17 protein-coding genes are annotated in these 15959 nt (G+C 56.3%); 5 read left to right on the top strand and 12 right to left on the bottom strand.

The features are described 5' to 3' along the window. Window positions 1-15 precede the first annotated feature (15 nt). The 6 genes from FHW04_RS01440 to FHW04_RS01415 all read right to left on the bottom strand — a co-directional run bounded on the left by FHW04_RS01440 (window position 16) and on the right by FHW04_RS01415 (window position 4502). Entirely contained in the window at window positions 16-747 is a 732-nt protein-coding gene (locus tag FHW04_RS01440; protein ID WP_031376996.1) for an arginine ABC transporter substrate-binding protein, read from the bottom strand. Window positions 748-871: 124 nt separating this feature from the next. After that, entirely contained in the window at window positions 872-1540 is a 669-nt protein-coding gene (artM, locus tag FHW04_RS01435) for an arginine ABC transporter permease ArtM (RefSeq protein ID WP_031376995.1), read from the bottom strand. Next, a complete protein-coding gene (gene artQ, locus FHW04_RS01430; protein ID WP_046288421.1) occupies window positions 1540-2256 on the bottom strand; it encodes an arginine ABC transporter permease ArtQ in 717 nt (238 codons plus the stop codon). Before artQ ends, artM begins: the two co-directional genes overlap by 1 nt. A 6-nt stretch (window positions 2257-2262) precedes the next feature. Next, window positions 2263-2994 carry an arginine ABC transporter substrate-binding protein gene (gene artJ / locus FHW04_RS01425; RefSeq protein ID WP_089561102.1) on the bottom strand — a complete coding sequence of 244 codons (732 nt, stop codon included), beginning with the start codon at window positions 2992-2994 and terminating at the stop codon, window positions 2263-2265. A 15-nt stretch (window positions 2995-3009) separates the two neighbouring features. Beyond that, window positions 3010-3738, bottom strand: a complete 729-nt coding sequence (artP, locus tag FHW04_RS01420; RefSeq protein ID WP_069728086.1) for an arginine ABC transporter ATP-binding protein ArtP — start codon at window positions 3736-3738, stop codon at window positions 3010-3012. A gap of 224 nt (window positions 3739-3962) precedes the next feature. After that, complete coding sequence (locus FHW04_RS01415) at window positions 3963-4502, bottom strand: lipoprotein (RefSeq protein WP_031376992.1); 540 nt, start codon at window positions 4500-4502, stop codon at window positions 3963-3965. Between the two features lie 106 nt (window positions 4503-4608). Here FHW04_RS01415 and FHW04_RS01410 point away from each other — a divergent pair, with 106 nt between their 5' ends. Further along, window positions 4609-4929, top strand: a complete 321-nt coding sequence (locus tag FHW04_RS01410) for a heavy metal-binding domain-containing protein (protein ID WP_031376991.1) — start codon at window positions 4609-4611, stop codon at window positions 4927-4929. Then, on the top strand, window positions 4926-5750 hold the full coding sequence (locus FHW04_RS01405) for an N-acetylmuramoyl-L-alanine amidase (RefSeq protein ID WP_089561101.1): 825 nt from the start codon (window positions 4926-4928) through the stop codon (window positions 5748-5750). The genes FHW04_RS01410 and FHW04_RS01405 overlap by 4 nt, the downstream gene beginning before the upstream one ends. A 10-nt stretch (window positions 5751-5760) precedes the next feature. Here the strand turns inward: FHW04_RS01405 and ltaE are convergent, their stop codons facing one another. The 3 genes from ltaE to FHW04_RS01390 form a co-directional block, all read right to left on the bottom strand. Further along, window positions 5761-6762 carry a low-specificity L-threonine aldolase gene (ltaE, locus tag FHW04_RS01400; RefSeq protein ID WP_031376989.1) on the bottom strand — a complete coding sequence of 334 codons (1002 nt, stop codon included), beginning with the start codon at window positions 6760-6762 and terminating at the stop codon, window positions 5761-5763. A gap of 65 nt (window positions 6763-6827) precedes the next feature. Further along, a complete protein-coding gene (gene poxB, locus FHW04_RS01395; RefSeq protein ID WP_031376988.1) occupies window positions 6828-8549 on the bottom strand; it encodes a ubiquinone-dependent pyruvate dehydrogenase in 1722 nt (573 codons plus the stop codon). Window positions 8550-8668: 119 nt separating this feature from the next. Next, entirely contained in the window at window positions 8669-9568 is a 900-nt protein-coding gene (locus FHW04_RS01390) for a lysine exporter LysO family protein (RefSeq protein ID WP_069728090.1), read from the bottom strand. A gap of 135 nt (window positions 9569-9703) precedes the next feature. On the opposite strand from FHW04_RS01390, the gene FHW04_RS01385 reads away from it, so the two are divergent. Beyond that, a complete protein-coding gene (locus tag FHW04_RS01385) occupies window positions 9704-11344 on the top strand; it encodes an ATP-dependent nuclease (protein WP_089561100.1) in 1641 nt (546 codons plus the stop codon). A gap of 75 nt (window positions 11345-11419) precedes the next feature. Here the strand turns inward: FHW04_RS01385 and cspD are convergent, their stop codons facing one another. Continuing rightward, a complete protein-coding gene (gene cspD / locus FHW04_RS01380) occupies window positions 11420-11644 on the bottom strand; it encodes a cold shock-like protein CspD (RefSeq protein ID WP_046288420.1) in 225 nt (74 codons plus the stop codon). Between the two features lie 316 nt (window positions 11645-11960). On the opposite strand from cspD, the gene clpS reads away from it, so the two are divergent. Together clpS and clpA are read left to right on the top strand one after the other, a co-directional pair. Beyond that, window positions 11961-12281, top strand: a complete 321-nt coding sequence (gene clpS / locus FHW04_RS01375) for an ATP-dependent Clp protease adapter ClpS (RefSeq protein WP_003849318.1) — start codon at window positions 11961-11963, stop codon at window positions 12279-12281. 52 nt (window positions 12282-12333) lie between these two features. Next, window positions 12334-14610 (top strand): ATP-dependent Clp protease ATP-binding subunit ClpA, encoded by a 2277-nt coding sequence (gene clpA, locus FHW04_RS01370; RefSeq protein WP_031376985.1) that lies wholly within the window; start codon window positions 12334-12336, stop codon window positions 14608-14610. 86 nt (window positions 14611-14696) lie between these two features. On the opposite strand, the gene infA is transcribed toward clpA, so the two are convergent. Then, entirely contained in the window at window positions 14697-14915 is a 219-nt protein-coding gene (gene infA, locus FHW04_RS01365) for a translation initiation factor IF-1 (RefSeq protein WP_002211347.1), read from the bottom strand. 345 nt (window positions 14916-15260) lie between these two features. Beyond that, window positions 15261-15953, bottom strand: coding sequence for a leucyl/phenylalanyl-tRNA--protein transferase (gene aat / locus FHW04_RS01360; protein ID WP_031376984.1), 693 nt, complete (start codon window positions 15951-15953; stop codon window positions 15261-15263). Window positions 15954-15959: the final 6 nt, after the last annotated feature.

Genomic DNA, 15959 nt, shown 5'->3' with positions numbered 1-15959 from the left:
AGCCCGCATCTGCATTTATTCAGGGAACCACTGCTGGTTAATCTGCTGCCAGCGGCCATTGGCTTTCAGTTCGGCGAGGGCATGATTAAAGCGATCGCGTAATTCGGTGTTGCCTTTGCGCACTGCAATGCCGAGGCCGGTGCCGAAGTAGTCTGCATCGGTAACGTGCTCGCCGACGGTTGCCAGATCGCTGTTGGTCTTCAGCCACTGATTCACCACGGCGCTGTCACCAAACACCCCATCCAGACGCCCATTCTTCATATCCAGAATCGCATTCTGATAGCTGTCATACGCCACCACCGTCACCTCAGGATGTTTTTCCTGCAGGTATTTCTGATGGGTGGTGCCGTTCTCGACACCAAGACGCTTGCCCTTCAGGGCGGCAAAATCACTGAACTGGCCTTTGCGGGCGATCACGATTGCGGAGTTGGCGTAGTAGGGCTGGGTAAAATCGACCTGCTTGCTGCGTTCGGCGGTGATGTCCATACCGGAAATAACCGCGTCATAGCGGCGGAACTTCAGCGAAGGGATCAGGCTGTCGAACGCATTGTTGGTGAAGGTGCAGTCGGCCTTCATCTGCTGGCAAAGCGCCTTCGCCAGATCGATGTCGAAACCGACCAGCTGATTTTCACGATTCAGCGATTCAAACGGCGGATAAGTCGCCGAGGCGGCGAAGCGAATTTTATCAGCGGCCTGGGCGCTGAGGGCCAGCGAAGCCAGCGTGGCGGCAACAATCCATTTTTTCATTATACGACTCCTGTAATCACAACCTGTTCACTACTCTGAGAGCTGCTTACCCTGCCAGATAATGAATTTTTATGCAATCGTTGTGATTGTCCAGGCGTATCAGGCGAGCGGGCTCGCCTGACCATCAGTTACGGTGTTCAAAGGCCAGTGCGCGTTTCTCGATCAGCCGCATCATCAGCGTCAGCACCCCGTTAACACACAGATAAACCAGCCCGGCGGCGGCATACACCGTGACATCATAGGTGCGACCGTAGAGCAGCTGACCGTGGCCCATCACTTCCATCAGGGTAATGGTATAGGCCAGCGAAGTGCCTTTAAACACCAGCACCACCTCATTGGAGTAAGAGGAGAGGGCGCGCTTAAATGCATAAGGCAGCAGAATACGCAGCGTATCTTTGCGGTTCATGCCGAGTGCAGCGCAGGATTGCCACTGACCGGACGGAATAGCCCGCACCGCGCCGTAAAAAAGTTGGGTCGTGTAAGCCGCGCTATTGAGCGACAGCGCCAGCATGGCGCACAGCCACGGTTGCGACAGCAGGTGCCACAGCCAGGGGATTTGCTGGATCGACGGAAACTGTCCCGGACCGTAATAGATCAGGAAGATCTGCACCAGCAGCGGCGTGCCGGTAAACAATGTGATAAAGCCTTTTACCAGCGGATTAAGCACCGGCGTTTTCAGCGACAGCACCACGGTGAACAGCAGCGCCAGCAGCAGCGCCAGCACCAGCGAGGCCGCGGTCAGCGTCAGGCTGGTGTGTAATCCTTTCAGTAATTCGGGCAGATACGCCAGCATCAGCTGTTCCCCCGTTCAAATCGGGTGGTGCGCAGCTCAATGCGGCGCAATACCGCCTGGCTGAACAAGGTGATCACTAAATAGATAGCCGCAGCCACCAGGAACCAGGTAAACGGCTCCTGAGTTCGTGTGGCGATACTTTTGGTTTGCAGCATCAGGTCGTTGACGCTGATCAGCGACACCAGTGCGGTATCTTTTAGCAGTACCAGCCACTGATTGCCGAGTCCTGGCAGGGCATGCCGCCACATCTGCGGCATAATCAGACGCAGAAATATCGCCGATTTTTTCATTCCCAGCGCCTGACCCGATTCCCACTGGCCGATCGGCACTGCTTTCAGCGCCCCGCGCAGGGTTTGTGAGGCGTAGGCGGCATACAGCATCGCCAGCGCAATCACGCCGCACAGGAACGGACTGACGTCGAAGTTTTCAATTTCTACCTGAATGGGTAACTGAAACAGGCCGAAATTGAGGGTGAAACCGTCGGAGAGGGTCAGCAGCAGCTGAGAGGCGCCAAAGTAGATAAACAGCACCACCAGAATTTCCGGCAGACCGCGGATCAGGGTGACCAGACCGGTGCCGATCCACGCCAGCGGTTTCCAGCGCAGCGACTCCCAGCCAGCGAAAATCATCGCCAGCACCAGGCCGGCGATAAGCGCACAAACGGCAAGGCCGACGGTCATGCCGGCGGCGCTTGCGAGTGGGATCATTTCATTCATCAGAAATTACTGCGGGAACCATTTGCTGTAGAGCGTCTTATAGGTGCCGTCGGCTTTGATTTTATCCAGCGCACCGTTGAATTTGGTTTGCAGATCGGTATTGCCGGTACGCACTGCAATGCCCAGACCGGTACCAAAGTAGGCTTTATCGGTGACTTTCTCGCCCACTGGCGCCAGCGTCGCGTTCTGCTTCAGCCACTCATTAACCACCGCCGTATCGCCGAATACCGCATCAATACGGCCATTTTTCAGATCCAGCACCGCATTCTGATAGCTGTCGTACGGCACGGTAGTGATTTCACTGTGCTTTTCGGTCAGGTATTTCTGGTGAGTGGTGCCGTTTTGTACGCCGACGCGCTTGCCTTTCAGCGCCTCAATGCTGGCCACTTTCCCTTTCTGCGCCACGAACAGCGCCGAGTTGTCGTAGTAAGGCTTGCTGAACAGCACCTGTTTTTCACGCTCAGGGGTGATATCCATGCCGGCCATCACCGCATCAAAGCGACGGAATTTCAGGCTGGGGATCAGGCTATCGAACGCCTGGTTGGTGAAAGTACAGGTCGCATCAATCTCTTTACACAATGCATTCGCCAGATCGACATCGAAGCCCTGAATCTTGTTGTCTGAATCGACGAACTCAAACGGAGGGTAAGAGGCTTCGGTCGCGAAACGAATGGTCTGCGCCGCGGTGGCGCTCAGGCTAAAACCAGCAAGCAGTGCAGCAAGTACGACTTTTTTCATTGTTAGCATCCTGACTTAGTGCGAAAGATAGTGAGCAAACGCCTCGGTTTGCGGCTGTGTAAAGCGGCTGGCATCACCCTGTTCCACAATGTGACCATTTTCCATGTAGACCACGCGGCTGGCGGTTTTACGCGCCACTTCCACTTCATGGGTAACGATCACCTGCGTAATCCGGGTCTGGGCCAGTTCGCGAATAATGGTGACAATCTGAGCGGTAATTTCCGGGTCGAGCGCAGCGGTCGGCTCATCAAACAGCAGCACCTGCGGCTCCATCATCAGGGCGCGGGCAATCGCCACCCGCTGCTGCTGACCGCCGGAGAGATGCAGCGGAAAACGGTCGCTGTAGGGCGTCAGACGCAGACGATCGAGCAGCTTGTCTGCCCGGGCACGCGCGTCACTCTTGCTCAGACCCAGCACCCGGCAGGGCGCTTCCATCAGGTTCTGCAGCACGGTCAGATGCGGCCAGAGATTATATTGCTGGAACACCATTCCGACGTTCTGGCGCAGTTCACGGATCGCGGCCTCAGCCGGCTTCTGGCTGAAATCGAAATGATTACCGGCGATCTGCAACTGACCTGAACGGGGTTGCTCCAGCAAATTCAGCACCCGCAGCAACGAACTCTTACCGGCACCGCTGGGACCCAGCAATACCAGTGTCTCGCCTTGCGGACACTCAAGATTAATGTCGAACAGCGCCTGATGAGCACCGTAGAAGCAGTTTATTGCGTTTAGTTGAATACTCATGCGCCAGATTTGAATAGCTATTAGTGTCGCGGATTTTAACGTCACCAGAATAGTTATGCAATTGAGGTGGGTTAAAATTTATGAAACAGCCGGGAAAACCGCTAAAGCTTAGCACAATATCGTGTGCTGTCCGGCGGGATGACCCGACGAATGCCGGGCTAGCGGAAACAAAAAAAGCGCGGGTATCAGTACCTCGCGCTTTTTATCACTCGCCGAACGGGTGATTATTTTTTCGATTTTTCAAGCATCTGACTCAGGCTGCCACCCTCGGCATGTGCCGGGTTCGCCATATAGCGAACATCATCGACTACCCAGCAACTGCCCTGGTGGATCATCAGCACTTCATCCTGCCACTGCTTGCCGTCGCGGCTCAGTTCAACCCGCAGCGGAATATTGCGCGCATCACGGTTAGGAATGGTAGAAGCATCGGCTACGCTGGCAGCGGTCGGACCCTGTGACAGGCTGGAGAAGAGATCGCCGTTGCGCCACTGTGCGCCGGCGTTACTGCCGCTGGCGGCCTGCAGTGAGTGATAGAGTGCATCGCTCAGGTAAGGGCGATATTTTGCCAGCGTGTTGCTGTCCGGCAGACCCTGGGTCGGCTGCTGAACGCGCAGATCATAGAACTGTTGGGCAACCTGGTCAGGGCCGCCTTCGATGCACGGCGCGCTACGCGGGCCATTATCCTTAATCACGGGCTCAACGGTGGTACAGGCGCTGAGCAGCAGGGCCGCGGGGATCATTAGCGCAAACGCGTTGTTTCTCATCTCGATTTCCTTATTGTTCTCTGGCAAGGTGCCCTTTTTAGCATAGAGTATAGCCGTGCTTTTTAGTCGAAAGAGCCTTAGTCCGGTTTTCAACAAGGAGAAGACGATGAAATTTTCAACTACCCCCACGCTGGAAGGCCACAGCATCACGGATTATTGCGGTGTGGTAACCGGCGAAGCGATTCTCGGTGCCAATATCTTCCGCGATTTTTTTGCCGGCATTCGCGATATCGTCGGCGGCCGATCCGGCGCCTATGAAAAAGAGCTGCGCAAAGCGCGTGAGATCGCCTTCAAAGAGCTGGAAGAGCAGGCCAAAGCGCTGGGTGCTAACGCGGTTGTCGGAATTGATATCGATTACGAAACGGTCGGCAAAGAGAGCAGTATGCTGATGGTCAGCGTCAGCGGGACGGCGGTAATCGTTCGTTGAAACGCCTGCTGTTGCTGGTCGCAGCGCTGATGCTGGTGGGCTGTCAGTCCGGGGTGGAATCCCGTCCCGGCTACTGGGCCGACCTGCGGCATCCCGCCCAGGGTGCGCGACCACGGGTTAAAGTGATTGTGATTCACTATACCGCCGAAGATTTTTCCTCTTCGCTGGCAACCCTGACCGATCAACAGGTCAGCGCCCATTATCTGATCCCGCGGCAGCCGCCACAGCGCGCCGGTAAGGGCGTCATCTGGCAACTGGTGCCGGAGCAGCAGCTCGCCTGGCACGCCGGACCGAGCTTCTGGCGTGGAGCCAGCCGGATTAACGACACCTCAATTGGCATCGAACTGGTGAATCGCGGTTATCGCCGTACTCTGACCGGTCGCGAGTGGCAGCCGTTTACCACGGCGCAAATCACTGCGCTGGAGGCGCTGCTGCGTGATATCAGCCAGCGCTACGCGATTGCGCCGGAAAACATTGTTGGTCACAGCGATATTGCCCCGCAGCGTAAACAGGACCCCGGACCGCTGTTTCCTTGGCAGCAACTGGCGCAGCGGGGATTGGGTGCCTGGCCTGATGCCAGGCGGGTAGCGTTTTACTTAGCCGGTGAGGATCCGCACGCGGCGGTACCGGCTGAAGTAATCGTCGATCGCTTACAGCGTTACGGCTATCCGGTGAATAGGGCGATGAGCGCGCGCGAGCAGCAGACGGTGATCGCAGCGTTTCAGATGCATTTCCGGCCGGCAGACTATCGCGGCAACGCAGATGCCGAAACTGCCGCGATAGCGGCCGCGCTGCTGGAAAAGTATGGCGCGGCGCAGTAAGCGGGAAAAATTACTGCTGCAGAAAGGCTTTCCAGTGGGCCACCACCTGCTCAAGCGCGGCGCGATCGGCATCCAGATGGGTCACCAGTCGGGTGCGGGGACCGGCGCTGATCAGCACGTCGCGCGCTTTCATCCACGCCGCTAACGGTTCAACCTGGTTGGCCGGTAGCTGGACAAACAGCATATTGGTTTGCTGATCAATCACTTCCACGCCAAGCTCATGCAGTTGCTGCCCCAGCCAGGCGGCATTATCGTGATCCTGCTGCAGGCGTGTCACGTTATGCTGCAGGGCATAAAGCCCGGCCGCTGCCAGAATTCCGGCCTGACGCATACCGCCGCCGGTCATTTTACGCCAGCGGCGCGCCCGCTCAATCAGCGTCGCATCACCACACAGCAGGGAACCGACCGGCGTACCCAGACCTTTTGACAGGCAGATGGTCAGGCTGTCGCAGTAGCGGGCGATCGCCGCCAGCGTAGTCTGCTGGGCGACGACCGCATTGAAGATGCGTGCGCCATCAATATGCAGTGCCAGCTGCCGCTCCCGGGTAAAAGCCCAGGCCTGTTCCAGATAACTTATCGGCAATACTTTGCCGTGATGGGTGTTCTCCAGGCTCAGCAGGCGGGTGCGGGCGAAGTGAATATCATCAGGCTTGATGGCGGCGGCCACGTCGCTGAGCGGCAGCGTACCATCGTCAGCGGCCAGAATCGGCTGCGGCTGGATACTGCCCAGCACCGCCGCGCCGCCCGCTTCATATTTGTAGTTATGCGCCTGCTGACCGACGATATACTCATCACCACGCTCACAGTGGCTCAGCAACGCCACCAGGTTGGCCTGGGTACCGGTCGGGAAGAACAGCGCAGCCGCTTTACCGCTCAGGCGCGCCGCTTCTGCCTCAAGGGCGTTAACGGTAGGATCATCACGGTAGACATCATCACCGGTTTCGGCGGACATCATGGCGCTTAACATGGCGGCACTGGGCCGGGTCACGGTATCACTGCGTAAATCGATCACCTGAAGCTCCTGAACGTGGCGGAAAAAAAGGCGGGCATCGCGCCCGCCTGGGTGAAGCTGTTGTTTTACCGCAGCCAGTTGGTTTTCGCCAGTTCTACCACTTCGTCGCCGCGTCCATTCAGAATGGCGCGCAGCATGTACAGGCTGAAGCCTTTGGCCTGCTCCATTTTAATTTGCGGCGGCATCGCCAGTTCTTCTTTGGCAGTGATGACATCGACCAGAACCGGACCGTCATGGGCGAACGCCTGCTCCAGCGCGCCGTTCAGCTCTGATGCTTTTTCTACCCGGATGCCTTTAATACCGCACGCTTCGGCGATGGCCGCAAAGTCGGGGTTGTCCAGCTCGGTGCCGTCGGTGAGGTAGCCGCCAGCTTTCATCTCCATCGCCACGAAACCCAGCACGCTGTTGTTGAAGATCACCAGCTTGACCGGCATTTTCAGCTGCGCCAGCGAGATAAAATCGCCCATCAGCATGCTGAATCCACCATCCCCACACAGTGCCACCACCTGGCGATTGCGGTCAATTGACTGGGCACCCAGCGCCTGCGGCATCGCGTTGGCCATTGAGCCGTGGTTAAACGAGCCGAGCAGCCGGCGCTTGCCGTTCATCTTCAGATAACGCGCCGCCCAGACCGTCGGCGTACCGACGTCGCAGGTGAAGATGGCGTCTTCACTGGCGTAGTGACTGATCTGCTGCGCCAGATATTGCGGATGAATCGGCTGTTTATCGTTGGGCTGGGCCAGCTCGTCAAGACTTTTACGCGCATCGACATAGTGTTCCAGCGCGCTGTCGAGATGACTGCGGTCGATTTTGCTGGTCAGCTGCGGCAGCAGTGCCTGCAGTGTGGTTTTCACGTCGCCGACATAAGCTTCATCAACGTGACAGTGCGAACCGAGGCTGCCGGGATTGATATCGATCTGAATAATGCGGGCCTTTTCCGGATAGAAGGCGCGGTAGGGAAACTGGGTGCCAAGTAGCACCAGCGTTTCGGCATTCATCATGGCGTGGAAGCCGGAAGAGAAGCCGATCAGCCCGGTCATGCCGACATCATAAGGATTGTCATATTCGATGTGCTCTTTACCGCGCAGCGCATGGACAATCGGCGCTTTCAGCGTCTCCGCCAGCCTGACCACTTCCTGATGCGCACCGGCGCAGCCGCTGCCGCACAGCAGGGTAATATTGCTGGCCTGATTCAGGGTCTCAGCCAGTTGGGCCAGTTCAGCGGCCTGTGGCAGAACCTGCGGCAGCTGCGGCGGATACCACGCAGCGTTAGCGTTTTCGGGGGCTAGCTTAAGTGCAACATCGCCCGGCAGGACGACCACCGAAACGCCGCGATTGAGGATCGCTTTGCGCATGGCGATACCCAGCACCTGCGGCAGCTGCTCAGGATTGGATACCAGTTCGCAGTAGTGGCTGCATTCGCGGAACAGCTCCTGCGGATGGGTTTCCTGAAAATAGCCGCTGCCGATCTCGCTCGACGGAATATGCGCCGCAATCGCCAGCACCGGCACGCGGTTGCGATGACAGTCGAACAATCCGTTGATCAGGTGTAAATTGCCTGGCCCACAGGAGCCGGCGCAGACCGCCAGCTCACCGCTGATATGCGCTTCCGCGCCTGCCGCAAACGCCGCCACTTCTTCGTGGCGCGTCGGCATCCATTCAATGGTGCCCATGCGGTTCAGACTGTCACTCAGGCCATTTAATGAGTCCCCGGTAACGCCCCAGATGCGTTTGACGCCGGCGTTTTCAAGCGTTTTAGCGACCAGCGCCGCCACGGTTTGTTTCATCTTATTCTCCTTTGTGGGTGCGCCAGACCGATGGCGCGACCAAAACCGCAAAAAAGAAGCGTAGACGACGTAACAGAAAAGCAGCCGTGAAAAAATGCGCTGGAGGCTGCCCGCGCCGGTCAGGCCGAGAACAGGGCGATCAGAATCGGAGCCAGCAGGCTCATGACAAAGCCGTGCACAATGGCGGCGGGCACGATCTCATTGCCACCGGCCCGCTGCAGCACCGGCAGGGTAAAGTCCATTGAGGTGGCACCACATAAGCCTAAGGCGCTGCAGCGATGGCGGGCGATGAGCGCCGGGATCAGCATAATCGCCACCAGCTCGCGCAGCAGATCGTTGAAGAAAGCGGCGCTGCCGATCACCGGGCCAAACGCTTCGGTGAGCAGAATACCTGAGAGCGAGTACCAGCCGAATCCGCTCGCTAACGCCAGACCGGTTTTTAGCGGCAGGCCCAGCGCCAGCGCTGCGATCATTCCGCCGACCAGCGCGCTGACCAGTACCACGCTGGCCACCAACATTCCCCGTCGGTTGAGAATGATCTGACGCAGCGTCATCCCGCTGCCACGAAGCTGAATGCCAACCAGAAACAGCAGGAAAATCAGCGCATATTCACTGGCGGTTGCGGCATAATGCAGTAACGGCCATTGGGTCAGGCCGAGCACAAACCCGATCACCACTACGCCGCACAGCTTGAGTGAATCCAGCGCCATGTGCAGCCGTGAAGGTAATTTTTCCTGTTTATGGCTGTGCTGCCAGGGCACGCGCTTCTCCAGCCAGCGCAGCGCCAGCAGGTTACATAACAGGATGCACAGCGCGGTCACCAGCGCGGTGTGAAACACGGTAACCAGATTGCTGCTGAGGTTATCAAGAAACGCCAGGCTGATGCCCATGAAGAACAGGATCACGTAGACCATCCAGCCCAGCAGGCGATTGACCTGACGCAGCACGGTGGTTTGACGGAACGGTAACAGCCAGCCCGTAATCAGCGGCAGCAGGATAATCAGAAGTCCGGAGTACATAAAAAATAAGGCCATCCATGCAGTAAGTGGCGACACGCTAACGAAAAAGCGCGGTAGAGTAAACCCTCGGCCGCGCGTGACCTGACCAGTCGGTGTCCGGCAACCCTGCTTCGTTTAGCAAGAGGATGGAACCCTATGATTCTGGAACATATCGACATTCGCGGTTTTCGCGGCATCAACCAGCTTTCCCTGCCTTTAACCCAGACCAACCTGCTGATTGGTGAGAATGCCTGGGGTAAATCCAGCCTGCTTGATGCGCTGAGTTTACTGCTGTCACCGCATCACGATGAGTATGTTTTTACCCCGGCTGACTTTCATTTTACGCCGGGCGATGTCACGGATTCGATGCGTCGTCTCTCGGTGGTGTTTCACTTTCGCGATGATGGCAGCGCTGATGATGCGCTGCTGGCACCGTTCTTGCAGCGTGACGCACAGGGCGCGCGCTGGCTCTATTACAGCGTGCGTGCCACCTGGCGTCAGCAGGGGGTCAGTGCCAGTCGGCGCTTTGTCGACCGCCAGCTTCAGCCGCTGACACAGGAGAACTGCGCGGCGGCCATTGCACGCCTGCTGCAACGGCATCCGGTATTGCGACTGCGCGATGCGCGTTTCAGTAAACGATCCCGGCATGAGCTGCCGCCGGACGATCCGATCCTGCATCCTCAGCTGATGGCTGGAATGGAAGATCTGGCACGCGATCTTGAACGGCACCCGCAGCAACTGAGTGATGAAGTCTTGCGGCAGGGATTGAAAACCCTGCAGCAACTGATGGAGCATTACTTTCTGGTACAGCAGCCAGCCGCCGCGGTTGCCCGGCGGGTCGATCCGCAACAGCGTCACGGCGATCGGGGATGGCAGGCGCTGGATCAGCTTAATCAGCTGATCGCTGGCAATGATTCGCGCAGCCGGCAACTGATTCTGCTGCAGATGTTTACGCTGCTGATTCAGGCGCGGGGCGATCTGCCGCTGGCGCCTGACGCCCGTCCATTGTTACTGATTGAAGATCCGGAAACCCGCCTGCATCCAATCATGCTGTCGGTGGCGTGGAATATGCTGTCGCTGCTGCCGCTGCAAAAAATTGCCACCACCAACTCGGCGGAGCTGTTGTCGCAGGTGCCGGTTGAGAATGTCTGCCGACTGGTGCGTGAACCGTCACGGGTCGCGGCGTGGCGCATCGGCCCGGAAGGCCTGAGCGCGGAGGAGAGTCGCCGCATTGGCTTTCATATTCGCGTCAACCGACCGGTGGCGCTGTTTGCCCGTTGCTGGCTATTAGTTGAGGGTGAAACCGAAGTCTGGATCATCAATGAGCTGGCGCAGCAGTGCGGCTACAGTTTTGCCGCCGAAGGGGTAAAAGTGATTGAGTTTGCCCAGTCTGGCCTCAAACCACTGCTGAAATTTGCCCGCCGGATGGGCATCGCCTGGCATGTTCTGACGGACGGAGATGAGGCGGGCAACAAATATGCCACCGCCGCCCGCAGCCAGCTGCAGCCGCACGATAGCGAGCAGCAGCATCTGACACAACTGCCGGCGCTGGATATCGAAAACTTCCTCTTCCAGCAGGGCTTTCGCGATGTTTATCTGCAGATGGCGCACCTGCCGTTAAACGTGAGGATGAGTGCCAGGCGTATTATTACCAGGGCGATTCACCAGAGCTCGAAGCCTGAGCTGGCGATCGCAGTGGCTACCTCAGCGGCGGAACGCGGTCAGGATGCCATTCCGCTGTTAATGCGCGAGATGTTCGCCCGGGTCATCGGGCTGGCGCAGGGTAAGGCGGATTAAACGCGGGCCACAAGAAAAATGCCAGCGTCGGTGGCTGGCATTTTTAGGGGAGTGTTCAGTAGGGGGAAGCAGATGTCAGGCAACGGCCTGCACTTCTGCTACCGGCACGATCAGACTGGCGTGATTGCCTTTCGGACCTTCGTGGACATCAAACTGAACTTGCTGGCCAGCTTTCAGCGTTCTGTAACCATCCATCTGAATCGTTGAGTAGTGGGCAAAGATGTCTTCGCCACCGCCAACTGGACAGATAAAGCCAAAGCCTTTGGCGTTATTGAACCATTTAACTGTACCCGTCTCCATGCTTTTACTTCCCTCGCAAGACATTTTATAAGTAGGTGAGGTCATTGAAGCTGTGAGTCGAGTTTGATTAAAACTCAATCAGCTTGTGCAAGTAGAATGTAGAGAAATGGCCGCTGGCGTCAAGCAAACCCCCGGGCTCGGTGGGGAAAAAATCATCAAAATTTGAGGCAGTTAACGCTATTGCGAATTTTGTGATACAGGTCGCGGGTGGGAATTTCTGAATAAATTTTCATCAGCGGCCAGTGGCTTGACAGGCATGTTAAACTCTCAACATGTAGCCGCTTAAATGCGATGGGCGAAATCTCAACGGAACACTATGGCAAACACAAACGACTGGCTTAACTTTGAACATCTGGCCGAAGACAAAGTACGCGAAGGGTTAAAGCCGCCTTCAATGTATAAAGTCATTCTGAATAATGACGATTATACACCTATGGAATTTGTTATTGACGTTGTACAAAAGTTCTTTTCTTATGATGTTGAACGTGCAACGCAACTGATGTTGAAAGTTCACTACCACGGCAAGGCGATCTGTGGTGTATTTACCGCAGAAGTCGCCGAGACTAAAGCGGCCCAGGTGAACAATTATGCGCGGGAAAACCATCATCCGTTGCTGTGTACGCTGGAAAAAGCCTGATCCCGTCTCCATATAGGAAACAGGTCAGAGCGATAATTGGGGGAGGTGCCTAATGCTCAATCAAGAACTGGAACTCAGTTTAAATATGGCTTTCGCCAGAGCGCGTGAGCACCGTCATGAGTTTATGACCGTCGAGCATCTGTTACTGGCATTGCTCAGTAACCCGTCGGCCAGAGAGGCATTGGAAGCCTGTACGGTGGACATTGTGGCTCTGCGGCAGGAACTCGAAGCCTTCATCGAACAAACCACACCCGTTTTACCTGCCAGTGAGGAGGAGCGCGATACACAACCGACGCTCAGCTTCCAGCGCGTATTACAGCGTGCGGTTTTCCATGTCCAGTCATCCGGTCGCAGCGAAGTTTCCGGTGCGAACGTGCTGGTCGCTATCTTCAGCGAGCAGGAGTCGCAGGCCGCTTATCTGTTGCGTAAACATGAAGTCAGCCGCCTTGATGTGGTGAACTTTATTTCACACGGTACGCGTAAAGATGAGCCTGGCCAGGCGCCTGGCGCAGAAAATCCGGTTAACGAAGAGCAAGCAGGCGGGGAGGATCGTATGGAAAACTTCACCACCAATCTCAATCAGCTTGCTCGCGTCGGTGGCATCGATCCACTGATCGGTCGCGATAAAGAGCTGGAGCGTACTATCCAGGTACTGTGCCGTCGCCGTAAAAATAACCCACTGCTGGTGGGGGAATCGGGCGTCGGGAAAACCGCCATAGCGGAAGGGCTTGCCTGGCGTATCGAGCAGGGCGACGTGCCGGAAGTGATGAAAGACTGCACCATCTACTCGCTGGATATTGGTTCGCTGTTAGCCGGCACCAAATACCGCGGTGACTTTGAGAAACGTTTCAAAGCGCTGCTGAAGCAACTCGAGCAGGATGAGAGCAGCATTCTGTTTATCGATGAAATCCATACCATCATCGGTGCAGGTGCCGCCTCGGGCGGCCAGGTTGATGCCGCTAACCTGATTAAACCGCTGCTTTCGAGCGGGAAAATCCGGGTAATGGGTTCCACCACCTATCAGGAGTTCAGCAACATCTTCGAAAAAGACCGTGCCCTGGCGCGTCGCTTCCAGAAGATCGATATCACGGAGCCCTCTGTTGATGAAACCGTGCAGATCCTGAATGGCCTGAAAACCAAGTACGAAGCGCACCACGATGTGCGTTACACCGCGAAAGCGGTACGTGCGGCGGTGGAGCTGGCGGTGAAATACATCAACGACCGTCATCTGCCAGATAAGGCAATTGACGTGATCGATGAGGCCGGTGCGCGTGCGCGCCTGATGCCAGCCAGTAAGCGCAAGAAAACCGTTAACGTGGCTGACATTGAAACCGTGGTCGCACGCATTGCCCGTATTCCGGAGCAAAGCGTCTCGGCAACCGATCGCGATACGCTGAAAAATCTCGGCGACCGCCTGAAAATGCTGGTGTTTGGACAGGACAATGCCATTGAGGCACTGACGGAAGCGATCAAAATGAGCCGGGCAGGATTGGGTCAGGATCGTAAACCCGTCGGCTCGTTCCTGTTCGCCGGACCGACCGGTGTCGGTAAAACCGAAGTCACGGTACAACTGGCGAAAGCGCTGGGCATTGAACTGCTGCGCTTTGATATGTCCGAGTACATGGAGCGTCACACCGTCAGTCGTCTGATTGGTGCGCCTCCGGGTTATGTTGGCTTTGATCAGGGCGGCCTGCTGACGGATGCGGTGATCAAACATCCTCATGCGGTGGTACTGCTGGATGAGATTGAGAAAGCGCACCCTGACGTGTTCAACCTGCTGCTGCAGGTGATGGATAACGGTATGCTGACCGATAACAACGGTCGCAAAGCGGACTTCCGTAACGTGGTGCTGGTGATGACCACCAACGCCGGGGTACGTGAAACCGAACGTAAATCTATCGGCCTGATTCATCAGGACAACAGCACCGATGCGATGGAAGAGATCAAGAAGATCTTTACGCCAGAGTTCCGCAACCGTCTGGACAACATCATTTGGTTCAGTCACCTGTCACCAGAGGTGATTCATCAGGTGGTCGACAAGTTTATTGTCGAGTTGCAGGCGCAGCTGGATGCGAAAGGGGTATCGCTGGAAGTCAGTGATGAAGCACGTGACTGGCTGGCTGAGAAGGGCTATGACAAAGCGATGGGGGCCCGTCCGATGGCACGCACCGTACAGGAAAGCCTGAAAAAACCGTTAGCCAATGAACTGCTGTTTGGTTCGCTGGTGGATGGCGGCTCAGTCTCGGTGGCGCTGGATCGTGAAAAAGGTCAGCTGACCTATCACTTCCTCAGCGCAGAGAAACGCAAAACAGAAGGCACCGTGCACTGATTGACGGCAGCCAGATATGAAAAAGGCCGGATTCTCATCCGGCCTTTTTTTTCGCTGCATTTCTGGTGCCGCGAGACTATCGCAGCTTAGCGACTACGGAAGACAATGCGGCCTTTGCTCAGGTCGTACGGGGTCAACTCGACTGTGACTTTGTCGCCCGTCAGAATGCGGATGTAGTTTTTGCGCATTTTACCGGAGATATGAGCGGTAACCACGTGTCCGTTCTCAAGTTCTACGCGGAACATGGTGTTAGGTAACGTATCCAGTACGGTACCTTGCATTTCAATATTGTCTTCTTTGGCCATCGAATCCTCTGGGTGTACTACCTTTCAGTTGAACCGGCAAGATAATGCCCAATTCAACGATTTATGTAAAGAACCGTCGGCGATTTTGCCAACGCTTTGCCGTGCTTCGCGTCATAACGCGAGCATTACGGAAAAATTCGGGTGTTTATGTGACGTCTGCGGGGGATTAGCGGGCTAAGAATCTGTATCAACCGGTTACACGCGCACGATTGAAACAGTTCCGAGAGTGCGTTGAGATTCCCAGCCTGGCAATTCCGGCTTGTAAAAACTAAGCGCGGACGACATACCAAACTCGACTATTATATCACTTATACGCCTTTATGTGTGCAAAACATCTGCGCGCGGCTAAAAAAGGGTTTGTGTTCGCCAGCATCCGTCGCTGACCGGTTGCCACGCAAGGCTTTGTACATATTGCAGATAGTCAGCACGCGGGATTTCCAGCGCGCCCAGTGAAGCCGTATGCGGGTTAAGTACCTGACAATCCACCAGTCGGCCCTGATGTTTGATGAAATGCTGACAGAAAACCAAAAGTGCGGTTTTTGACGCGTTCTCCTGACGACTGAACATCGATTCACCGCAAAAGATTTGGCCCAGCGCCAGGCCATACATTCCGCCTACCAGCTTGTGCTCATCCCAGACCTCAATCGAATGCGCATGACCGGATTCATACAGCCTCAGCCACGCACGTTTGACCTCAAAGGTAATCCAGGTTCCTTCTTCACGACCCGTGGCGCAGCCGTCAATCACCTCAGCAAAAGCCTCGTTCATTGTCACGCGATAAGGCGAGCGCTGATGAAAACGCTTCATACTGCGGCTAAGGTGAAAATGTTCCGGCAACAGTACCGCGCGTGGATCGGGTGACCACCAGAGAATCGGATCGCCGGGTGAAAACCAGGGGAAAATGCCGTGCTGATAAGCGTTAAGTAAGCGTGCAGGGGAAAGATCGCCGCCCATCGCCAGCAAGCCATTCGGCTCGCGCAGGGCCATCTCCGGTGGCGGAAATTGCAGAGATTCCCGTGACAGTTGTACCAGTCTCATTGCGTT

This window comes from Pantoea sp. AN62 (assembly GCF_050432985.1).
Classification (GTDB): Bacteria; Pseudomonadota; Gammaproteobacteria; order Enterobacterales; family Enterobacteriaceae; genus Pantoea; species Pantoea brenneri.
Note: the sequence above shows the minus strand (reverse complement) of the source record. Positions and strands in the feature narration are given on the sequence as shown.